This is a genomic window from Pseudoalteromonas sp. 1CM17D, from assembly GCF_023161805.1.
Taxonomy (GTDB): Bacteria; Pseudomonadota; Gammaproteobacteria; order Enterobacterales; family Alteromonadaceae; genus Pseudoalteromonas; species Pseudoalteromonas atlantica.
Genome location: NZ_JALNTP010000004.1, coordinates 176,714 through 197,666, shown reverse-complemented (window position 1 = coordinate 197,666; position 20,953 = coordinate 176,714). Strand labels below are relative to the sequence as shown.

The 20,953-nt window shown below is 41.8% G+C and carries 15 protein-coding genes and 1 pseudogene; 11 read left to right on the top strand and 5 right to left on the bottom strand.

All coding sequences use genetic code 11. The features are described 5' to 3' along the window. Nucleotides 1-14: 14 nt before the first annotated feature. Together MSC25_RS09635 and MSC25_RS09630 are read left to right on the top strand one after the other, a co-directional pair. Entirely contained in the window at nt 15-1,739 is a 1,725-nt protein-coding gene (locus MSC25_RS09635) for a response regulator (RefSeq protein WP_248443270.1), read from the top strand. A gap of 77 nt (nt 1,740-1,816) precedes the next feature. Next, a complete protein-coding gene (locus tag MSC25_RS09630) occupies nt 1,817-3,229 on the top strand; it encodes an ATP-binding cassette domain-containing protein (RefSeq protein ID WP_248443269.1) in 1,413 nt (470 codons plus the stop codon). Between the two features lie 36 nt (nt 3,230-3,265). Here MSC25_RS09630 and MSC25_RS09625 read toward each other — a convergent pair whose 3' ends face one another. Further along, entirely contained in the window at nt 3,266-4,144 is an 879-nt protein-coding gene (locus tag MSC25_RS09625; protein ID WP_248443268.1) for a TraB/GumN family protein, read from the bottom strand. 866 nt (nt 4,145-5,010) lie between these two features. On the opposite strand from MSC25_RS09625, the gene ilvG reads away from it, so the two are divergent. The 8 genes and pseudogenes from ilvG to MSC25_RS09585 all read left to right on the top strand — a co-directional run bounded on the left by ilvG (nt 5,011) and on the right by MSC25_RS09585 (nt 14,165). Beyond that, nucleotides 5,011-6,660 (top strand): acetolactate synthase 2 catalytic subunit, encoded by a 1,650-nt coding sequence (gene ilvG, locus MSC25_RS09620; RefSeq protein WP_004589294.1) that lies wholly within the window; start codon nt 5,011-5,013, stop codon nt 6,658-6,660. Beyond that, nucleotides 6,657-6,899: an acetolactate synthase 2 small subunit gene (gene ilvM / locus MSC25_RS09615; protein ID WP_004589295.1), complete on the top strand. Its 243-nt coding sequence runs from the start codon at nt 6,657-6,659 to the stop codon at nt 6,897-6,899. Before ilvG ends, ilvM begins: the two co-directional genes overlap by 4 nt. 105 nt (nt 6,900-7,004) lie before the next feature. Next, nucleotides 7,005-8,861, top strand: coding sequence for a dihydroxy-acid dehydratase (ilvD, locus tag MSC25_RS09610; RefSeq protein WP_024032149.1), 1,857 nt, complete (start codon nt 7,005-7,007; stop codon nt 8,859-8,861). 2 nt (nt 8,862-8,863) lie between these two features. Further along, nucleotides 8,864-10,417 (top strand): threonine ammonia-lyase, biosynthetic, encoded by a 1,554-nt coding sequence (gene ilvA / locus MSC25_RS09605; RefSeq protein ID WP_096738957.1) that lies wholly within the window; start codon nt 8,864-8,866, stop codon nt 10,415-10,417. 144 nt (nt 10,418-10,561) lie between these two features. After that, nucleotides 10,562-11,548, top strand: a complete 987-nt coding sequence (locus tag MSC25_RS09600) for an ABC transporter substrate-binding protein (protein ID WP_248443267.1) — start codon at nt 10,562-10,564, stop codon at nt 11,546-11,548. Between the two features lie 62 nt (nt 11,549-11,610). Further along, complete coding sequence (locus MSC25_RS09595) at nt 11,611-12,786, top strand: methyltransferase (RefSeq protein WP_248443266.1); 1,176 nt, start codon at nt 11,611-11,613, stop codon at nt 12,784-12,786. A gap of 64 nt (nt 12,787-12,850) precedes the next feature. Then, nucleotides 12,851-13,510, top strand: a complete 660-nt coding sequence (gene can / locus MSC25_RS09590) for a carbonate dehydratase (protein ID WP_024032154.1) — start codon at nt 12,851-12,853, stop codon at nt 13,508-13,510. 8 nt (nt 13,511-13,518) lie between these two features. After that, nucleotides 13,519-14,165 (top strand): annotated as a pseudogene (locus tag MSC25_RS09585) (short chain dehydrogenase). Nucleotides 14,166-14,245: 80 nt separating this feature from the next. On the opposite strand, the gene MSC25_RS09580 reads toward MSC25_RS09585, so the two are convergent. Further along, nucleotides 14,246-14,509, bottom strand: coding sequence for an accessory factor UbiK family protein (locus MSC25_RS09580; RefSeq protein WP_004589302.1), 264 nt, complete (start codon nt 14,507-14,509; stop codon nt 14,246-14,248). Nucleotides 14,510-14,670: 161 nt separating this feature from the next. Here MSC25_RS09580 and rep point away from each other — a divergent pair, with 161 nt between their 5' ends. After that, nucleotides 14,671-16,689, top strand: a complete 2,019-nt coding sequence (gene rep, locus MSC25_RS09575) for a DNA helicase Rep (RefSeq protein ID WP_248443265.1) — start codon at nt 14,671-14,673, stop codon at nt 16,687-16,689. Here rep and MSC25_RS09570 read toward each other — a convergent pair. The 3 genes from MSC25_RS09570 to elbB all read right to left on the bottom strand — a co-directional run bounded on the left by MSC25_RS09570 (nt 16,682) and on the right by elbB (nt 20,678). Beyond that, complete coding sequence (locus MSC25_RS09570) at nt 16,682-19,249, bottom strand: diguanylate cyclase (protein WP_248443263.1); 2,568 nt, start codon at nt 19,247-19,249, stop codon at nt 16,682-16,684. The two genes, rep and MSC25_RS09570, sit on opposite strands and share 8 nt — an antisense overlap. Before the next feature lie 182 nt (nt 19,250-19,431). Further along, complete coding sequence (locus MSC25_RS09565) at nt 19,432-19,827, bottom strand: cytochrome c5 family protein (protein ID WP_004589305.1); 396 nt, start codon at nt 19,825-19,827, stop codon at nt 19,432-19,434. 203 nt (nt 19,828-20,030) lie between these two features. Then, entirely contained in the window at nt 20,031-20,678 is a 648-nt protein-coding gene (gene elbB / locus MSC25_RS09560) for an isoprenoid biosynthesis glyoxalase ElbB (protein WP_248443262.1), read from the bottom strand. Nucleotides 20,679-20,953: the final 275 nt, after the last annotated feature.

Below are 20,953 nucleotides of genomic sequence, written 5' to 3'. Positions count from 1 at the left end.
AAAAGCGGCCTTGTATGTTTAAAATTATTGCCAATGTAAGACAGCGTTACCGATGGGCGCTTATTGCTATTGCTCTGTTAATAAGTGGCTCAGCATTGTTGCTGCAGTATGGCTTTTCTGTACAAAAGTACGATGCCAAAATTATTAATATGGCAGGTAAGCAGCGCATGCTCTCGCAAAAAATTGCTTGGCATAGCAATGCACTTCTTTCATCACGAATCGATGTTGCTACCCATACCAATTCCCTCGAACACTCTCTCGCACAATTTAAAACAGCTCATGAGGTATTACTTACTAAGCAAGGTAGTAGTTACCGTTATTTAACGCCAGAATTAGTAAAGTTATACTTTGCTGAGCCAGCTAATCTAGATAGCGAAGTGAATGAATTTATTGCCCAAGCTAGTTGGCTGCTGTACCAAAAAGGCGAGGTAGACACACAGGTGCTCAACGTAGCACATGTAGAAAACCTACTAGCTAAGCTTGACCGCGCGGTTACTTTATTTGAGCAACATGCAGTAAAAAAAGTTAACCGCGTGTCTAATTTAGAATTGCTGTGCTGGTTAGTCGCCATGGTGTTATTGCTCGTTGAGCTAAGATTTGTGTTTATGCCGATGGAAAAAGAGGTGGAACGCACCTTAACAGCTCTTCAAAAACAAAAGGACTTTGTAGCGCAAATGAGCCAAAACAAAGAGCACTTTATTGCCAGAGCAAGCCACGAATTTAGAACACCGTTACAGGGATTAATTACGTCGATTGATGAGCTAACCATCGATTCCGAACAGCAAAATATTAAAACGCAAGCAAGCTACTGCGCCCTTAGACTTCTATCTATGCTTGATGAGCTACAAGACCTACAAGCACTAAGCACAGGAAAGTGGGCGCCAATTCTTAAAAACGAAAACCTTTTAGAATCCATAAACAAAGTGGTGTTGGCGTATGAGTATGCAGCGCAGCAAAAAGGGCTAACATTAATCACTCATTTTGATGAGTCTCTTAATTGTTTTTGTAAGTTAGATCATCAGCGCTTACAGCATGTATTAACCGAGCTAATTAGCAATGCAATAAAGTTTACCGACAAGGGCGAGGTTGAAGTTGCTGCAAACATGCAAAACTCGCAATTACAATTAACCGTTAATGATAGTGGGTGTGGTTTTTCTAGCGAAATAACAGAACTAGAGTTTGACTCATTTAAACAAACTAACCACTTTCAAGGCCTAAGAACGGGATTAACACGGGCGCAGTATGTTGTTAAAGCGCTGCATGGTTCGCTTTCATTTAAAAACAACGCAGCGAGTGGCGCTCATGTTACGCTTAACTTGCCGATTGAAATTACTAACCAGCAAACAGAAAGAGAAGTCGAAAAAAAGCTTTTTTGCCTTGTGGTTGAAGACAACGAATTAAACACCTTGTTACTCACACGTATTTTGGCAACGTTAGGTGTGGACTATGAATGCGTTGTAAATGGCCTAGAAGCCTGCGAAAAGGTAGGTAAGGCTGACTATGATGTGGTGTTTATGGATTTAAACATGCCGGTCATGGATGGCTTTGAAGCGACTAAAAAAATACGCAAAGAGCTAAATAAAACCATGCCGATAATCGTTGTTACAGCAAATACCTCAGCCGAAGACATGGACTTAATTTATGAATATGGCGCGAGTGAACATATTCATAAACCCATAAGTAAGCAGGCAGTGGCTGATGCATTGGTAAATGTGTGCATAGCTAATGAAATAAATTAATACGCAATTAAATACGCTTGCTAAAGCAATTTACTATACGTTAAGTTGTTTATTTAGCTTATGGTGAAGGCAGTATTGTGCAAAGTATTGTATTTGAACAATTTAGTGGTTATTTAAAAGGGCAAGGTAAAAGCCGTTACACAATTAATGACTTAAGTTGGCAAGTGAATGCTGGTGAGCACTGGCTATTATTAGGCGCTAATGGCGCAGGTAAATCGGCATTGAGCGCCGCATTAACGGGTGAAGCTAAGCAGCAAAGTGGTACTTTTAAAAGTACCTTTAATAGTACGCAGCTTGTGTCATCTGATGTGCAAAAGCAGTTAATCAAAAACGAAATTGAGCATGAACATCACAGCTTAGTAAAAGATTTTATCTTCCCTCAAAATAGTAGCTACAACCATGAGCTACGTAAAAAACTAATAGATGCCTTTAATTACAGCGACCTTTTAGAGAGGCATTTTAGAGATCTCTCTACCGGCGAAACCCGTAAACTCCTACTTATAAATGCGCTAAGTAGTCATGCTGATTTAGTGGTACTAGATGAGCCATATGATGGCTTAGATAAACATTCGTGTGAGGTGCTAAACACTTTATTAGAAACACTTAGCTCAACAATTAACTTTGTGTTTGTGTTAAATAGGCTTGATGAAATCCCACCGTTTATTACTCATTACGCTTATGTAAATCAGGGGCAGTTGCAGCATGTACTTAATAATCCAAACGCAGAGCAGCGTGCTGACTTGCTTAAACTACTGCATTTAACCCATACCGCTTTAGAAATACCTCAACCGGATGACTCCCAAGGCCGTGCAGAGTATACCGCCGATACATTGGTTAAGCTTAGTAATACAAAGGTTAGCTACGCTGGGGTTGATGTATTTAAAAATCTCAATTGGCAAATTAATAAACATCAACACTGGCAATTGAGTGGTAAAAATGGCTCAGGTAAAACCTGCTTATTAAATTTAATAACTGGCGATAACCCTCAATGCTACAGCAATGATATTCAGGTATTTGGTTTTAAACGCGGAAGCGGTGAAAGTATTTGGGATATAAAACAGCATATTGGCTATATATCAAATGCACTGCATATGGATTATCGAGTAAGTATATCGGCATTGAATACGGTTATTTCTGGGTTTTACGACAGCATTGGCTTATATCAAAAGCCAACAGAGTCACAGGTAAATACAGCTAAGCAATGGTTAGCGTTGATTGGGTTAGGCGATAAACAAAATAGCTCATTTACGCAACTTTCATACGGCGATCAGCGCATGCTATTAATAGTGCGTGCTATGGTAAAACACCCCACGTTACTCATTTTAGATGAACCTTGCTTAGGGCTTGATGAAGCAAATAGACAGCGAGTACTAATTTTAATAGAGAAAATTTGTGCCGCAAATACCAGCACCGTTATTTATGTAAATCACCATGCGGCAGACAAAATTAAAGGGATTGAGCATTATTTAAAAATGGAAGATTTTAATTAAAGGCTGGGCTGAATATGCCCAACCTTTAACGCCACGTTATAGGCGAGTAATGGTAAAGCCTGCATCAGTTAACTGTTTAATTAAACCATGCTGCTCCGGTAAGTGCAGCGCGCCTACAGCAATAAATAGCTTTTCGTTAGTTAAGCGAGGCACTAATTGCTCCACCCATTTATTATTACGATTAACTAGCATAACTTGCTCGCTTATTTCACCGTAGTTACTCTCGTCAAAACTCATGTTGTAGTATTCAGTCAGCGTATCCATATCACCATTTTTCCAGGCGTTTACTAACTTAATAAAATAAGTATTAATATCGGCAAGCTGTTCAAACGTTTCTTCAATCATTTCATTACTGAGCAAAGCCATGCCATCAAACATTTGCAGTTGCTGCTCTAGTGTTTCTAGCTCTCCAATCATGATATTTTGCTTTTTAGCGTAAGCAAGTACTTGCTTGTCTATGCCTGTTTGGTCAGAAAACCCTGCATTTTGAAATTCAATCTGCATCATGGTTACCATTACAGCCCAAGGTTTGAGGCCATTAAACATAGCTATATCAATCGATTTTTTAGCAAAGTAGTCTTTAAGCTTATTGTAGTTTTGTTTTGAGAGTTCTGTTTGTAATGTTTTGCCATCTTTAAGCATCATAAAGGGCATTGAACGCTGCTGCATTTGCAAAGGCGTGAGTTTACTAATATCTACTTCAACAACAACTTGCTCGCTTTGATCTATAGCCTTAGTTACTTTTTCTGGTAAGCCTTTCATGCTGGCATCGCCTACGTGAACCGTGCCAAACAAGTAAGAGCTAGTACCGTTTTTTTCTACTTTAAATAATGCCGGTGCTGCGACACTATTAAAACTAGTTGCTATAAAAAGTGCCAGTATAAAGAACTGACTAATTCGAGAGAGGGCTTGCATGGTTTGTCCTTAAATCTAATTGAGTTGCCTAAATACTAGCTTAAATTAAAGCGCTTTAATAAACCTATTTGGTTATATTAAACACTTTTAAATGCGCTTATGAGTTTAGTTGCACTAGGGCACCTTATTTAAATAGGGTGAATGTAATTGAGTGGTGCGTAATAGGGCTTGCGGAGTAAACCTGCCTAATTAGCAAAGTTTTAAGTTATTTACCGTGCTGCGCTGTTATTTGTACTACAATGTATCAAAAATTAATCAAGCCCTATATGGCTATTATGGGGCTAGTGAATTTACTTGCTGCAAATTAAGGTATAAATTTTTCATTTAAGCCTTTTATTGTGAATTTAAAATCCGTTTAAAGTCGCTTTTTGCTCTTTTGTTGAATTAAGTTTGGTGTTGACTTACTCGCCTCAGCGCGGTACAAATACATATACAGAGCGAAGAGTATTACTTCGTAACAAATGAACACATTTTGGTATTAATTACATGCTTACAAATGCACTTAACCTAGTCCTGATTATTATCGTGGTGATTATTCCCGCGAGGGCTTCGTAGTGCTATAAACTTAAGCATTAAAAAGCCCTCCGCACCTAACCGTTCGGAGGGCTTTTTAGTTTTAAGCACAAAGTTTTAAAGATTTTATACCAATTCGCTTAATTAAGTGATCTATTTTGAGGATAGATAAACGTGTTGATAGCTAGGCAAAAAATTCGCTATTTAGTTGTTCTAAATGAGAATTTTTTAACGCAGATAGCGACACTTTTAGCCCCCTAAAAATAATTAAGTATTATTGCGGATTGGTATTAGCTATAAGTTTTTTAAGTAAGTATGTAATTGGGTTGTCACTGAGGAATGAGGATTAATTAATGACAGGCGCAGAACTAACAATCGATTTATTAGCCAAGCACGGCGTAAATGAAGTATTTGGCTACCCTGGCGGAGCTATTATGCCCATTTACGATGCGCTGTATGGCGCGCCTGTAAAGCATTACCTTACTCGCCATGAGCAAGGCGCTGGCTTTGCCGCAGTGGGTTATGCTCGCAGCACAGGCAAATTAGGCGTTTGTTTTGCTACCTCAGGCCCAGGCGCTACTAACTTAATAACAGCTCTTGCCGATGCAATGATGGACTCAGTGCCATTATTAGCAATTACAGGTCAAGTACCGACTGCCGCTATTGGCTCAGATGCATTTCAAGAAGTCGATGTACTAGGTATGTCACTGTCGTGTACTAAACATAGCTACATGGTAGAGCGCCCAGAAGACTTAGCTGAAATATTACAAGAAGCCATGCACTTAGCTCAAAGTGGTCGCCCAGGCCCTGTGCTTGTAGATATTCCAAAAGATATTCAAATGGCGCAAGTGCCTTTTAAACCTTGGTTAGCTGCTGATGAATATTTACCACAGCTTGATTTAAACCAAGTGGCCATTGCAAACCAGTTATTAACTGAAGCAAAGCAGCCTGTAGCGTATGTAGGTGGTGGCGTGCAAGCCGCCGATGCGCAAAATGAGTTAATGCAGTTTTTAAATAAAACACAAATGCCAGCAGTATCAACATTAAAAGCGCTAGGCAGTGTGTTACCAGATTACGAGCACTACTTAGGAATGCTAGGCATGCACGGCACACAAGCGGCTAACATAGCAGTACAAGAGTGTGATGTACTTGTATGTATAGGTGCGCGCTTTGATGACCGCGTAACGGGCAACTTAGCTAAATTTGCAGCCAAAGCAAAAGTAATTCACTTAGACATTGACGCGGCCGAAGTAGGTAAACGCAAACCTGCTAAAGCGTCCTTAATTGCTGATCTAAAAACCTCATTACCCGCACTTGAGTGTGTTGTAACACCTAAAGCATGGTGCGATACAAATAAGCTCATGAGCGAAAAACACGCATGGCGTTACGACTACCCAGGCGAAAAAGTATTTGCCCCGTATTTATTGAACCAGTTAAGCCAGCGTATGCCAAAAACAGGCGTAGTGTGCTGCGATGTAGGCCAGCACCAAATGTGGGTGGCGCAACATATGAAATTTAACCACCCAAGTAATCACTTAAGTAGTGGTGGCGCAGGCACTATGGGCTTTGGTTTACCAGCGGCTATTGGCGCACAAGTAGCACGCCCAGACGATTTTGTAATAACGGTGTCGGGTGATGGCTCAATCATGATGAACATTCAAGAGCTTGCCACTATACGTCGTAACAATTTACCAGTAAAAATACTAATATTAGATAACCAACGCTTAGGTATGGTTCGTCAATGGCAGGAACTGTTTTTTGAAGGGCGTTACTCTGAAACCAATCTTTCAGATAACCCTGACTTTGTTCAGTTAGCGGCGGTATTTGGTATTCCTGGGCAAACTATTACTAAAGCCAACGAAGTAGACGATGCAATCACTGCACTGGTAAACAGCGAAGGGCCGTATATTTTACATGCCTGTATAGATGATAAAGAAAACGTATGGCCGCTTGTACCACCAGGGGCTGCAAATGACGAAATGATTACGGAGAAAGCACAATGAAACACAGCTTAACTATTGCATTGAAAAACCAAAGTATTGCGGTGGAGCGCTTTTTACGTGTTGTGCGTCACCGTGGTTTTGACCTTACGCATTTTCAGCTTAATACAGATGAAGCTCAATATACGATAGCAATGACGGTCGATAGCGATAAGCCTATTCATCTATTAACCAGCCAGCTAAATAAGTTGGTAGACGTGAAAGAAATCAGCTTAGAAAATTTACAGCAACAAGCAGTGTAACTGCTAACGAAACACATTTACGCGTTACTGAATATAACCATCAGTAACTCAACAATTTTTAGAATGAGGAATGCCCGCTTACACAGCGGCAAAACAGAGGTAACTATGGCTAAATTAAGAAGTGCAACAACAACTGAAGGACGTAAACGCGCAGGCGCACGTGCATTATGGCGCGCAACAGGCATGACCGACACCGACTTTGGTAAACCTATTATTGCTGTAGTTAACTCGTTTACGCAATTTGTACCAGGGCATGTACACCTTAATCAGCTTAGTGAGCTAATGGCGGAAACAATCACGCAAGCGGGCGGCGTTCCAAAAGAATTTAACACCATCGCAATTGATGACGGTATCGCAATGGGCCACGGTGGTATGCTTTACTCACTGCCTTCTCGCGACTTAATTGCAGACTCTGTTGAGTACATGGTTAACGGCCACTGCGCCGATGCGATGATCTGTATTTCTAACTGTGACAAAATCACCCCAGGGATGATGCTTGCAGCGCTACGTTTAAATATACCGGTTATTTTTGTATCGGGCGGGCCAATGGAAGCGGGTAAAACCAAACTTGCTAACATCGATATTAAACTAGATTTAGTTGATGCCATGGTAAAAGGCGCTGATGAAACAGTAAGTGATGCTGATTCAGAGCAAGTAGAGCGCTCTGCGTGTCCTACCTGTGGCTCGTGTTCGGGTATGTTTACTGCCAACTCAATGAACTGTTTATTAGAGGCTATTGGCCTTGCACTACCGGGTAACGGAACAACGCTTGCAACGCATAAAGATCGTAAGCAACTGTATGTAGAAGCCGGCGCTCGCATTGTTGACTTGTGCCGCGAGTACTACCAAAAAGACAACCATGACGTGTTACCGCGTGCAATTGCAAACAAAACAGCCTTTATGAACTCTATGGTGGTTGATATTGCCATGGGTGGTTCATCTAATACCGTATTGCATTTATTAGCAGCGGCACAAGAAGCCGGTGTAGATTTTGATATGTCGCACATTGACGAGCTTTCTCGTAAAACCCCATTTTTATGTAAGGTGGCCCCAGCTACACCTGAGTACCACATAGAAGATGTGCATCGCGCTGGTGGCATGATGGCAATTGTACGTGAGCTAGGTAAAGCGGGTTTAGTTGATTTATCGGTAAACCACGTAGCGGGTATGACGATGGGTGAGCTTGTTAAAAAGTGGGATGCGACTGACCCTACAAACGAAGCAGCACAAAAGTTTTACCGTGCAGGCCCTGCCGGTATTCGTACTACAAAAGCAATGAGCCAAGAGTGCCGCTGGGATGAAGGCGATAACGACCGAGAGCATGGTTGTATCCGTAGTGTTGAGCATGCCTTTAGACAAGATGGTGGCTTAGCTGTGCTTTCAGGTAACTTAGCGGTTGATGGCTGTATTGTTAAAAGCGCAGGCGTAGTGGACGAAATGCTGCATTTTGAAGGCACAGCCGTGGTGTACGAATCACAAGATGATTCAGTAGAAGGTATTTTAAACGACGAAGTAAAAGCCGGTGATGTTGTGGTTATTCGCTACGAAGGCCCTAAAGGCGGCCCAGGTATGCAAGAAATGCTTTACCCAACGAGCTACTTAAAATCAAAAGGCCTTGCTGAAAAATGTGCCTTGATCACCGATGGTCGTTTCTCGGGCGGCACCTCTGGTTTATCAATCGGCCACGTATCGCCAGAGGCGGCAAGTGGCGGTGCTATTGCGTATGTTGAAAATGGTGACAAAATTATCATTGATATCGCAACACGTGAAATCACCCTTGCATTAAGTGATGAAGAGCTAGAAGCACGTAAACAAAAGCAATTAGCGCGTGGTAAGCAAGCGTATAAGCCGCTTGATCGTGACCGCTATGTATCGTCGGCATTAAAAGCGTATGCATTACTTGCAACCAGTGCCGATAAAGGCGCAGTACGTGATTTAGCCAAACTGGAGGAGCTTAGCTAATTATGGTTTCTCAAGAGCTCGATTATTTTCGCGCTATTATTCAGGCCAATATGGAACCGCTAGCTAAAGTGACTGAGGTCAGCGAAATGCGCGACCTCAGTGATAAATTAGGCAACCATGTTTGGTTAAAGCGTGAAGATCAACAGCCCGTGTATTCGTTTAAGTTACGCGGTGCTTATAATAAATTAAACAAGTTACCAAAAGGGTCTGTTGTTATTACGGCATCTGCGGGTAACCATGCACAAGGTGTGGCGCTTAGTGCTTCACACCTTGGCCATAAAGCCACTATTGTTATGCCAGTTACCACGCCTGAAATAAAAGTAAGTGCGGTACGTGCGCTGGGCGGTGAAGTGGTTTTACATGGCCATCATTTTGATGCTGCAAAAGCACATGCACTTGAACTAACAGAGCAACGCAATGGCGTATTTGTACCGCCTTTTGATGACCCTGACGTAATTGTGGGGCAAGGCACAGTGGCTCGCGAGCTTATGCAGCAACTCAACGAGCTTGATGCGGTATTTATCCCTGTTGGCGGTGGTGGTTTACTTGCTGGTATGGCGGTTTATATCAAATCATTACGCCCCGATATAAAAGTCATTGGCGTAGAAGCTGACGAAAGTGCATGTTTACAAGCCGCGCTTAAAGCGGGCGAGCCTGTTGAGCTTGACCGTGTTGGCAGTTTTGCCGATGGCGTAGCGGTTAAAATTATTGGCAGTGAAACATTTCGCTTAGCGCAAAAATTTTGCGATGAAGTTGTAACTGTCAGTGGCGATGAAATTTGTGCCGCCATGCAAGATATTTTTGTCTCTACTCGCGCAATTTCAGAGCCCTCAGGGGCACTTGCAACCGCAGGGCTGAAAAAGTGGAGCCAGCAATCGGGCTTAAAAGGGCTGCATTTAGCAGCGGTGCTTTCGGGTGCTAACTTAAACTTTGATCGCTTACGTTATGTGGCTGAGCGTACTGCGCTTGGTGAAAAAAACGAAGCGCTACTTGCGGTGACCATTAAAGAAGAAAAAGGCAGCTTTAAGCAGTTTTGCACCTCTTTAGGTGGTCGGGCTATTACTGAGTTTAACTACCGTTATGCAGGCCCCGGTGAAGCGCAAATATTTGTAGGTATTGCCCTGCGCCAGGGTGAGCAAGAACTCAACGAGCTAAAACAAGACCTAACTAACAACGACTACCAATTTTGCGATTTATCAGATAACGAACTCGCTAAATTACACGTACGTTATATGGTAGGGGGTAAAGCACCGGAGCAGTTACACGAAAGGTTATTACGGTTTGAATTTCCGGAATACCCAGGAGCCCTTGCGCGCTTTTTAGATACCCTAGGTAGCAATTGGAATATTACTTTATTTCATTATCGCAATCATGGGGGTTCTATCGGAAATGTACTGGCGGGCTTTGCTATTGAGCCAAGCCAATTTGATATGTTTAACGAGCACTTAAACCGCTTAGGTTACAGTGTACAAGATGAAACACATAACCCGTGTTTTACGCAGTTTTTAACCTCTCAGCCACAAAGCCCAAGCGTTGACAATTTAGCTTCAGCTTAGGGTTTTTATAAGCAAGTATGCACGTTTGCATGCTTGCTTTATCGTGTGTTTTAAATATAGTTACAGCTAATGACTACTATTTGGAACACCCAGTTGCTTATTAAAGGATTAATATTTGTAATTTTGCTTTTTTGCAGCCAACTAATGGCTCAAGAATCAGTCACTTTACAACTAAAATGGACCCACCAGTTTCAGTTCGCCGGCTATTATATGGCTCAGCAAAAAGGCTATTACAAAGACGCCGGACTAGATGTAACCATACGCGAAGCCAATCCTAAAATGCCTGACACTTTCACGCCTGTAGCAAGAGGAGAAGCCCAGTTTGGCGTAGCGCATTCGGGTATTTTACAACAAAGAGTAAACGGCCAACCGTTTGTAGCAATGGCGGCTATTTTGCAGTTTTCCCCATACTGTTGGATGGTAAAAGACAGCTCTGATATTTTTCACCCCCGCGATTTTACCGCTAAACGTATTACCGAAGTGAGTAAAAAAGACAGTACCGAGCTGCTAGTTATGCTAAAACGCAGCGGTATTGATATTGCTACCTTAGAGGTATACGAAGGCGATGAGCCCGCGCTACAAGCGTGGCAAGAAAACAAACTTGATGCAATGCAAGTGTATGTCACCACTCAGCCTTACTTTATGACTCAGCAAGGGGTATCGCACCGCCTTATATGCCCACAGCGCTATGGTATGGATGTGTATGGTGATGTGCTATTTACCAGCGAATCAATGCTTAAAAAGCACCCGCAAACGGTCGAAAAGTTTTACCAAGCGAGCTTAAAAGGTTGGCGCTATGCGATGATGAATATGGATGAAGCCATTGCAATTACTCAGCAAGTCTATGCGCCAAACAAAAGTTTTCATCAGCTAGCTTATGAAGCCGAAGTATTGAAAGACTACATAATGCCGCCTACGACCCATTTAGGGAATATGTCGATGGCCAAGTGGCGCTTAATTGCTGATTATTATGGCATTAAGCAAACGCAATTTGACGAGCACAAAGCTGGGTTTGTTTATAAATACCAAGAGCCAGAGCGATTACAACTGTCGTGGATGCTAATAGCCGCCTTTATTGTGAGTATTATTTCGATCCCCCTTTATTTGCGTTTAATACTTGGAAAAAAATAACCGCTTAATGCTGCTCTGCGCAACTGGTATAATTAAACGTCTTTTTACTATTTTAAGTTGTTATGAACCTAGCTGAGCAGTTTGCAGCACTCGATGCAGTGCTAATGAATACCCGCGAATATTGGCAATGTACAGCATTTGATTTTGATGAATTACCGTGGCCTGAGCTACAAGCGGCGTTAAATAACTTATCAGATGAAGATGTCGCAAGGCTTGATAACGATCAGCAACAGCTTTATCAATTTTTTAGCCCGTTTATTGCCGGGGTAGAGCAGCTACCTGAGCTGTGTAATTTACCAAAAAGCCAGCAGCAACGCAGTGAATACCCGTTTTGGATAAGTAACGGTATTAAAGGGCGTAAGTTTGAGCAACTGCAAGACTTTGTTTCAGCATTAACGAGTAGCACGCAGCCTGTACTAGAATGGTGCGCAGGCAAAGGGCATTTAGGCCGAATGCTTGCTTATAACGGCGCGCAAAGCGTACATAGTGTTGAGCTACAAGGGCATCTTTGCGAGCAAGGAGAGCACAGTGCACGCAAGCAAGGTTTGGCGATGAAATTTAGCCAAGCTAATGTGCTTGAAGATGAAACACGCCATTTTTTTAATACCGACACACATGCGGTTGCACTGCATGCATGTGGCGCATTGCACCAAACATTTATGCAGCACGCCAGCGCCGCTAGGGTGAAACGTATTAGTTTTTCGCCGTGCTGTTATCACTTATTTACCGATAGTTGTTATCAGGCAATGAGTGAGCTTGCTCTTGCTAGTAAGCTTAATTTAACGCACCGCGATTTAAAATTGGCGCTGCAAGAAACAGTTACAGCTCCTTCACGTGTAGCTAAAATACGAAAAACTGAGGTGGAATGGCGCTTAGGGTTTGACGCACTTCGAAAGTCGCTCACTCATGAACAATATTACGTGAGTGTGCCTTCCGTTAACAAAGCCGTGTTCTCTGATACGTTTGCACAGTTTTGTGCTTGGGCGGGGGATAAAAAGTCTATAAGTATCCCTCAAGATACTGATTACGATAAGTTTTTATTAATTGGTAAGGCGCGTAAAAAAGTAACAGAGCGAATCGAACTGGTTCGACATGTGTTTAGAAGAGCAATAGAAGTTTGGCTTGTGCTCGATCGTGCTTTATATTTGCAACAGCAAGGTTATCACGTTTCAGTTACCACCTTTTGTGAGAAACAATTAACTCCTCGCAATATTTTAATTCTTGCAAACACCAACTAAAAAGGCGCTCATTATTTGTCTTTTCTGGGGTGTAATTTCTATCCCGTCCTAAATAAGAGATGCAATGAGAAAGCTAAAAAATTTATTCGAAAACAACAAACGTTGGGCTGCACGTACAACCGAAGCCAACCCTGAGTTTTTTAAAATATTATCAATGCAACAAAACCCAGAGTACTTGTGGATTGGCTGTTCAGACTCCCGTGTTCCTGCCAACCAAATTGTTGATTTACTGCCGGGTGAATTATTTGTACACCGTAATGTAGCTAATGTGGTGGTACATACTGACCATAACTGTTTATCGGTAATGCAATACGCGGTAGAGGTGCTTAAAGTAAAACATATTATGGTGGTTGGCCACTACGGCTGTGGCGGTGTACAAGCGGTATTAAATAACGCCAAATTTGGTTTTATTGATAACTGGTTACGCCATGTTGGCGATGTAAAAGAAAAACACTTAGAGCAGCTTAATGCAATGGATGAGCAACAGCGTTTAAGCCGTTTAATTGAGCTAAACGTTATTGAGCAAGTACGTAACGTGTGTAGGACAAACATAGTTCAAGATGCATGGGATAAAGGCCAAGAGCTCACGATTCATGGTTGGGTGTACGGATTAGAGAACGGCCACTTGCACGATTTATCATCGGTTGTAACCTGCGCCGATGAAGAAGGCGATGTGTATAAAAAAGCCGTTGCACATGTACTCGCTAAAGCCGGTTGCGAGTAATTTAAGCAATGACTAAAACGGCGATAATCATAGGGGCAACAGGGGTTGTGGGGAGTGAGCTATTAACGCTTTTACTGCAAAGCCCTGCGTTTGGCCATGTGATTGCTATAACTCGCCGTAAGCTGGACGTTGAACATACTAAGCTCACTAATCAACTTATTGATTTTGATTGTTTAACCAACTACTGCGCGTTATTTAAAGGGGATGTGTTTTTTTCGTGTTTGGGCACTACTAAAAAGCAGGCTGGCTCAACCGCGCGCAGCGTAAAGTTGATTTTGATTATCAGTTTATTGCGGCGCAAATGGCGGCAAACAATGCAGTGAGCCATTATTGCTTGGTGTCATCAAGCGGCGCTAATGCGCACAGCATCAGCCCTTACTTAAAAATGAAAGGCGAGCTTGAGCAGCACATAAAAACGCTGGGCTTTGCAAAAGTAAGTATATTCCAGCCGTCTTTATTAATTGGTGAGCGAAACGATACACGAATAGCTGAGCAAATAGGCGCATTTGTGTTACCTGTTATTACTCAACTTCCTTTTTTAAAACGTTATAAACCCATTACGGGTAAGCAAGTGGCGCTAAAAATGTGCGCTGTAAGTTTGGCGCAGCAACAACCACTGCAATACTATGTATTAGAGGCACTTTTTAATACATAGTGGGTAAATGTTAAAACTAAAAGCAAAAAAGCAGCCTTGGCTGCTTTTTATGTGGCTGAGTATACATACGTAAATACGTGCTACTCGGCGTTATTTTTAGCATTTAGTTGTTGCTCTAGTAACACAACTTTTGCTTCAAGCTCAGTGAGTTTTTCACGAGTACGAATAAGTACTTGGCTTTGCACATCAAATTCTTCGCGGCTAACAAAGTCCATTTCAGCCAGCTTATTTTGTAAAACTTGTTTGGTTTTACCTTCCAGTGTATCTGCTAGGTTTTTTACACCTTGCGGCATGTTGTTGGTGATTTGCTTAGCAATTTCTTCAAGTTTTGCTGGATTGATCATAATCGTCCCTTGCTGTTGCCCTAAAATGATAATGACTAATATTACCTTATACCTAAGGTATTTAATACATGATCACCACAATGGAATTAATTAATCTAATGGCTATGCCTGTATCAGTGGTTACGGTAAAATTAGCTGCCTTTTAAAACTCCATGGTCGTTATGAAACTCAATCCAAAACAAGATGAAGCAGTAAAATATATTAGTGGTCCGTGTTTAGTACTCGCGGGTGCAGGCTCAGGTAAAACCCGCGTAATCACTAACAAAATTGCTTATTTGGTGCAAAAGTGCGAGTACAAAGCACGTAATATTGCTGCGGTAACGTTTACGAATAAAGCGGCCAAAGAGATGCGCGAGCGTGTATTACAAACGCTTAATAAGCAAGAGGCGAAAGGGCTGTGGGTATCAACCTTTCATACCCTAGGGCTTGAAATAATTAAAAAAGAGCTCAAAACGCTTGGCTTTAAAGAAGGTTTTTCGCTGTTTGATGACCAAGATACTAACCAGCTGTTAGGTGATTTAACCGAAGACGAACTTAAAAAAGACAAAGACCTACTTAATCTATTAAAAATGCAAATAGGCAGCTGGAAAAACGAATTAATCTTGCCAGAGCAAGCTATACGCGAAGCACGTGATGCGCAAAAGACGTTATTTGCGCAGCTTTACGCGCGTTATCAAAATCAGCTACGAGCATATAACGCACTGGATTTTGACGATTTAATAATGATCCCCACCTTATTACTGAGTAGTAATGCCACCTCACGAGAGCGTTGGCAGCAACGATTTAGGTATTTGCTGGTGGATGAATATCAAGATACGAATACCAGCCAGTATCAGCTTGTTAAGTTATTAGTAGGCGAGCGAGCGCGTTTTACTGTGGTAGGGGATGATGACCAATCTATTTATTCATGGCGCGGAGCCCGCCCCCAAAACTTGGTACTGTTAAGTAAGGATTACCCCGGCCTTAGGCTCATAAAGCTTGAGCAAAACTACCGCAGTGCCCAGCGCATTCTAAAAGCAGCAAATATTTTAATTGCCAATAATCCGCACGATATCGAAAAAAAGCTATTTAGTGAACTTGGTTACGGTGAGCCGATTAAGGTGATTGGCTGTAGGGATGAAGAGCATGAGTGCGAGCGAGTTGTTGCTGAAATAATTTCTCATAAATTTATGAAGCGCACCAGCTATAAAGATTACGCTATTTTGTATCGCGGTAATCACCAGGCACGCGGTTTTGAAAAATCATTAATGAGTAACCGCATTCCCTATAAAATTAGTGGCGGAATGTCGTTTTTTTCGCGTTCAGAAATTAAAGATATTATGGCGTATTTACGCTTGTTGGTTAACCAAGACGACGATAACGCTTTTTTACGCATTGTTAATACGCCGCGCCGTGAAATAGGCACCGTTACACTTGAAAAGCTAGGCACACTTGCAAACGAAAAACACCAAAGCTTATTTGCCACCTGTTTTGATAACGACCTAGGCTACCGCCTTAAAGGGCGTGGCTTAAATGCGCTTTCGGGGTTTGCACGTTGGGTTGTTGAGCTTTCAGATAATGCAGTGCGTAGCGATACACTCGAAGCGGTAAAAGACTTGGTACGTAATATTAACTACGAAGCGTATTTATATGAGTCATCGCCAAGTGCCAAAGCGGCAGAAATGCGCATGAAAAACGTCTCTGAGCTGTATCGTTGGATCACCGATATGCTCACCGGAGATGCCGATAACGAACCGATGACCTTACCTGAAGTGGTCAGTAAATTAACGCTTCGCGATATGCTAGAGCGTAACGAGGAAGAAGATGAGTCTGATGCGGTACAGTTACTTACTTTGCATGCATCTAAAGGCTTAGAATACCCGTACGTATTTATGGTTGGGATGGAAGAGGGGTTATTGCCACACCAAGTAAGTATTGACGAAGAAAACGTAGATGAAGAGCGCCGTTTAGCATACGTAGGGATCACACGGGCCCAGCAAGAGCTGACACTAACGTATGCAAAAATACGTCGTCAGTTTGGCGAAACCTCACAAACAGAGCTAAGCCGCTTTGTGCAAGAGTTACCACAAGATGACCTAGCGTTTGAAAACAAAAAAGCCCCAAGCTCGCAAGCTGAGCGCATGGAAAAAGGCCAAGCACGGGTCGCTAACTTAAGGGCGATGCTGAAAAAACCTAGTTAATAGACTGCGCGGCGTTGTTATTAGCCGCTACTGACTCCGATAAGCCTTGCTGCTTAGCAACAAATAAGTTTAGTCCGTATTTATCTAGCAAGGCTCTAAAGTTGAGTATAGAAGGGCCTTTGGCAATAACTTTTATGCCTTTTAGCTGAGTGATTGCCAGTACACCTTGTAATTGCAAGTTAAAACTTTCTTGTTGCAGTACGCGTTTACTAAAGGTTGAGCTAAGTAGTACATAATCGAAGGTAATGTCGGTCAGTGCATTTAGCTCACAGCGGTCTTTTGCAAAGTTATTTAAGCCAATGCTGTAGCCAAGCTGCGAGAGCTTTTTAAGGTTTTCTAGCTGAGTTGCACAGGCGTAACGTATTTCTTGGTCGTCAAACAATAAACACAGTTGGCTTTGCCCTTGCAGCTTACTTAATACCTCAGTAAATAAATTAAATTCAAGCGCTTCTAAAAGTAGCCCTGAGCATGGCAATAATACCATGGCTACATTTGCCGCTAAGGCGTAGGCGTGCTGCAAGAGTTCTAATTCAACTTGGAGGTGCTGCTCTTTATCGGTTGCAAACTTTTTCAGCACTTCAAAACTGGTATAGCCTAATACAGGGTGTTCGCCAAAGGCTTCAAACAGTGACTCTGATTGCTGTTGTTCATCAAGGTTTATAATATCTGCACTTCTAAAACTCATCGGGAGTGAATCAAGATGGTGCTGTGCTGGAGATTCTGCACTTGTTAGTGTTTGCGTTAATAACGGGTGGAACAGCTCATAGCGGTCGCGCCCCGCATTTTTAGCATAATACATAGCAGCATCGGCATCGCGAATAATTTCATCGGTATGCTGATAACTTGAATTTGAGTACGTTATACCAATACTTGCACCACTTTGAATGCAGGTACCTTTACTGCAAAATGGCTTTTTCATTATATTAATAATGCGATCAGCTACATCTTCTGCTTGTTGTAGCTCTGTTAAGTGGGTAAGCAAAATTACAAATTCATCACCACCAAGGCGAGCGAGTAAATCGTGTTCGCGAATACAATGCGAAAATAAATCAGCCACACTTATTAAAAATTGATCGCCGGCATGGTGACCTAGTTGATCGTTTATATCTTTAAACTTATCTAAATCAATAAATAACACAGCAAAGTGATGATCAGGAAAGCGATGGTAATGCTGCAGTGTTTTTTCTAGCTGGGTTAAAAACAAGCTACGATTAGGCAGGCCCGTTAATGAGTCGTGATGCGCATCATGATAAAGCTGTTGCTCTACTTTTTTACGCTCATCAATTTGCATTTGTAAATGTAGGTTAGCTTGTTGCAGCGCCTTTGTTTTTTCGTTAACTCGATACTCTAACTCTTGGTGGCTAGATTTAAGTGCTTGAGTGGCTAATTTAGTTTGTAAAACCGTGGCAATTTGGTGTGATACAAATGTAATAAGCTCGCAGTCGTCTTTGCTAAAAATATGATTATTATTATACGCTTGGCATGCAATTAAGCCGATAACCCCTTGCGATGTTTTAAGCGGAGCACCTAGCCAGCTGGTGGCCATTTGCTCCTCTGGTACTGGCTTATTTCGTTGTACATCACCACTTTCTAATAGCTCTTTGGCTCTACTAGGGTGTATAAGTTGGGTCTGCTCGCTGCTAATAACCAGTTCGCTATAACCTTTTGCAAACGGCCTCGGCTCGGTGTTGTCTTTAAATTCATCCACACAGTACGGGAAGCTAATCCAACCAGTCTCTTTGTTATAAAGTGCAATGTATAAGTTTTCTGCGTATGTAATGGTTTTTATTATTTGATGAATTTTTACATAGGCATCATCTAAGTTTTGCGCTTGTGTTGCCAACTCCGATATTTTAAACAAAATTTGCTGGCGTTGTAGTGCGCGTTTTCGTTGTTCAATTTCTAGGTTTAGCGCATCATTACTTTGCGTGAGCGCGCGGGTACGAATTTTTACTTCAGATTCGAGCAGCTCTCTTTTTTTAACTCGCTCTATGGCTGTGGCTAAGTATAAAGACATTACTTCGAGTAAATGCACTTGCTGGCTGCTGTAATCTTGGTGTTTATCGTAACTTTGCGCAGCAAGTACGCCAATAATGTTTTGCTCTTGATAAATAGGGACACCAACCCAGTACTCAGCAGGTGAGCCTAGTGCTTTAAATAAGCCGTTTTGTGCAGCGCTTTGCATCTCTTGTTTGGTAAAGCAGGTGGTTTTGCCAAGCTTATAAACGTAGCCTGTAGCGCCTTCTTCAAAACTATTATCTTGATTGAGGGCGACTGATATACCATCTTTTTCATCGCAAAAATAAGAAAGTTCTAGGGCATGAGTATATTGATTAGCAAGCACCACGTAAAAGCTTTTACTAGGTAGGTATGCTTGTAAAATGTCATGGATAGCAGGGTAAAGTAAGGTTAATTCGGCAACAGAGCTTGCTTGCTCTGATAGCTGGATCAGGGCATTTTGTAAGTGGTGAGATTGCTTATACTTTTCTAATAGCGCTTTAAGACGTTTATTTTGGTGCGCTAGTTTACTCGGTGCCGCGGGTTTATCTTCCGATGACATGAATCATATTATTTTATTATTGTATGTTTATTAAACGTATAATTTCACTTTTAGTTGCGATCGTCAAGTAACTAATGCCCTAAAACAGCAACTAAAAAGATTATTTTAGGAATAAAAAAAGGCCTATTATAAAAATAGGCCTTTTTAAATTAATCACCCTAGTTATCAGGGGCTTAATTAAATTATTTAGATGTCATGAAATCAATAGCTGCGCTAATCTCATCATCAGAACAATCCATACATGTTCCTTTTGGCGGCATCGCATTAAAACCGTTGATAGCGTGATCAAGCAGTACATCTTTACCTTTAGCGATACGCGGTGCCCAGTCATCAGCTGATTTAGGTGCACCTAGTGCGCCAGTACCGTGACAGGCAAAACATGCGCCTTGGTACACTTGCTCACCAGAGCGAGGGCCAGTAGGAGCTGCGGCTGCAGCAGCTTTCTCGCCTTCAAGATAAACAGCGCCAACTGGTGCTAAACGTTTTTTTATCGCATCTTCAGTCATAGAGTTATCATATGGCTGTGCGTATGCGGTGGTTGCTAGCACTAATAATGCTGCAGCTGATAGTTTTTTCATTTTGCCTTGCTCACTTCGATTTGAACGTGATCAATCACGATTATAGATGACGGAAATTAAACCGATTATACCTTTGTGTAACAATTTATAAAACGCCCACTGGTGTTTTTATCGATAAAACTGACTAATTTTTGCGTTAACGCAATAAAATTGCATGTTTCAGTTAACAAACATTTATAATCGGTGGCTTAGTAAATCACTATTTAAGCTAATGCTAGTACGTTTTTAACCAGTTTTTCGATCCCCGCATCGGCATCTAAAATAGACTGCGCCAGCATATAAGCAGGGGTGGTAACGAGTTTATTGTCCTCATCAATCACAATATCATCAACCGCACAGGCTGCGTGTGTAGAGCCTAGCTGGGTTAAAGCGCTTGCGGTCTGTTCATCATTACCTATGGTTAAAGTAGCATTGGGATATATAAACGGAATTAAAGCCGGCGCAATACACATGTAGCCAGCGGCTTTTTGTGTATTAGCAAATTGTTTACAGGCCTCTAATACTAGGTCGTTTATCTGCGCATCAGCGCCTTTAACGGCAAAATCACATAAGTTTTTAGCGGCGCCAAATCCCCCTGGTACTATTAACGCATCAAATTCAGATGCCTTTAATTCGCTTAATGATTTTATATCACCACGGGCAATGCGTGCTGCCTCAGCGAGTACATTACGGTTGCTTGGCATTTCTTCACCGGTGAGGTGATTAATAGTGTGAAGTTGTTCTATATCAGGAGCAAAACATTGATATGCAGCACCGTTTTTAGCTATGTGCAGCAGTGTTAATACTGCTTCGTTTATTTCACTGCCATCGTACACACCACAGCCGGCTAATATTACAGCTATCTTTTTCATGCTTTTGTGCTCCTTAAGTATTTTAAATAAGTCGTTTGGGTGAAGTTTAACACGGGCCAAAACACACACTAAAATAATTTTTTAGTTTAAAAAGTATTCGCAGTGCAAGTTGTATTGCGGTTTATGCCATTTTTGCCAGTGCGCTCGTAAAAAAAATTATAAAGGATCGCTATGATCTTTGATCCATTATGCTAGAATACTCCTCCGGTTATTTAAATGGATACAAATAACTAAAGTGACTAACAGCGGATGTATCAGTTAGAAAACCTTTTTCC

What these genes read in the sequence shown, in the direction of transcription:
- MSC25_RS09635 (WP_248443270.1), top strand. Translation starts at nt 15, where the DNA reads ATGTTTAAAATTATTGCCAATGTAAGACAGCGTTACCGATGGGCGCTT.
- MSC25_RS09625 (WP_248443268.1), bottom strand. Translation starts at nt 4,144, where the DNA reads ATGCAAGCCCTCTCTCGAATTAGTCAGTTCTTTATACTGGCACTTTTT.
- ilvG (WP_004589294.1), top strand. Translation starts at nt 5,011, where the DNA reads ATGACAGGCGCAGAACTAACAATCGATTTATTAGCCAAGCACGGCGTA.
- ilvM (WP_004589295.1), top strand. Translation starts at nt 6,657, where the DNA reads ATGAAACACAGCTTAACTATTGCATTGAAAAACCAAAGTATTGCGGTG.
- ilvD (WP_024032149.1), top strand. Translation starts at nt 7,005, where the DNA reads ATGGCTAAATTAAGAAGTGCAACAACAACTGAAGGACGTAAACGCGCA.
- ilvA (WP_096738957.1), top strand. Translation starts at nt 8,864, where the DNA reads ATGGTTTCTCAAGAGCTCGATTATTTTCGCGCTATTATTCAGGCCAAT.
- MSC25_RS09600 (WP_248443267.1), top strand. Translation starts at nt 10,562, where the DNA reads ATGGCTCAAGAATCAGTCACTTTACAACTAAAATGGACCCACCAGTTT.
- MSC25_RS09595 (WP_248443266.1), top strand. Translation starts at nt 11,611, where the DNA reads ATGAACCTAGCTGAGCAGTTTGCAGCACTCGATGCAGTGCTAATGAAT.
- can (WP_024032154.1), top strand. Translation starts at nt 12,851, where the DNA reads ATGAGAAAGCTAAAAAATTTATTCGAAAACAACAAACGTTGGGCTGCA.
- MSC25_RS09580 (WP_004589302.1), bottom strand. Translation starts at nt 14,509, where the DNA reads ATGATCAATCCAGCAAAACTTGAAGAAATTGCTAAGCAAATCACCAAC.
- rep (WP_248443265.1), top strand. Translation starts at nt 14,671, where the DNA reads ATGAAACTCAATCCAAAACAAGATGAAGCAGTAAAATATATTAGTGGT.
- MSC25_RS09570 (WP_248443263.1), bottom strand. Translation starts at nt 19,249, where the DNA reads ATGTCATCGGAAGATAAACCCGCGGCACCGAGTAAACTAGCGCACCAA.
- MSC25_RS09565 (WP_004589305.1), bottom strand. Translation starts at nt 19,827, where the DNA reads ATGAAAAAACTATCAGCTGCAGCATTATTAGTGCTAGCAACCACCGCA.
- elbB (WP_248443262.1), bottom strand. Translation starts at nt 20,678, where the DNA reads ATGAAAAAGATAGCTGTAATATTAGCCGGCTGTGGTGTGTACGATGGC.